The sequence below is a fragment of the Mycobacterium sp. 852002-51961_SCH5331710 genome, from assembly GCF_001665535.1.
Taxonomy (GTDB): Bacteria; Actinomycetota; Actinomycetes; order Mycobacteriales; family Mycobacteriaceae; genus Mycobacterium.
The window spans coordinates 1-734 of record NZ_LZSQ01000102.1; the positions used below are offsets into that span (position 1 = coordinate 1).

The 734-nt window shown below is 62.1% G+C and carries 1 protein-coding gene; it reads left to right on the forward strand.

What is annotated here, in order from left to right; all coding sequences use genetic code 11:
• Positions 1–734, forward strand: a 734-nt coding sequence (locus A5752_RS17685) for a condensation domain-containing protein (RefSeq protein ID WP_231983446.1), incomplete at both ends; no start/stop codon positions are given.

Sequence of the window (734 nt, forward strand, 5' to 3'; positions counted from 1 at the left end):
GATGTGTATAAGAGACAGGTCCAAGATCAGCGCGAGTTCTGATGTGGCCTTCGGGTTCCCGGTCGCGGGTCGTGGTGATCCGGCCCTTGATGAGTTGGTGGGTTTTTTCGTCAACACGTTGGTGTTGCGGGTTGATCTGGGTGCCGATCTGACTGTGGGTGAGTTGTTGGCCCAGGTTCAGCAGCGCAGTTTGGCCGCTTATGAACATCAAGACGTGCCGTTTGAGGTGTTGGTGGAGCGGCTCAATCCGGCTCGGAGTTTGGCTCATCACCCGTTGGTGCAGGTGTTGTTGGCGTGGCAGAACTTCGCCGGGCGCGACGGTGCCGCCGACGGGTTGGTGTTGGGTGATGTGCAGGTCGAGTCGTTGCCGCTGGACACCCACACCGCGCGAATGGATTTGACGTTTACCCTTGCCGAGCGCTGGAGCGCTGCCGGTGAACCGGCCGGGATCGGCGGGTCGGTGGAGTTTCGCACCGATGTGTTCGATGCGGTGAGCGTCGAGACGTTGATTGAGCGGTTGCGGCGGGTGTTGGATGCGATGACCGCCGATCCGGTACGGCGGCTTTCGTCGATTGATGTGGTCGATGAGGCCGAGTGTGTGCGTCTGGATGAGTGGGGACACCGGGCGGTGTTGGCCGCCCCGTCGACCGCACCGGCTTCGATTCCGGAGTTGTTCGCTGCTCAGGTGGCCAACGCCTCGGAGGCGGTGGCGCTGCGTTGTGAAGACCGCAGGT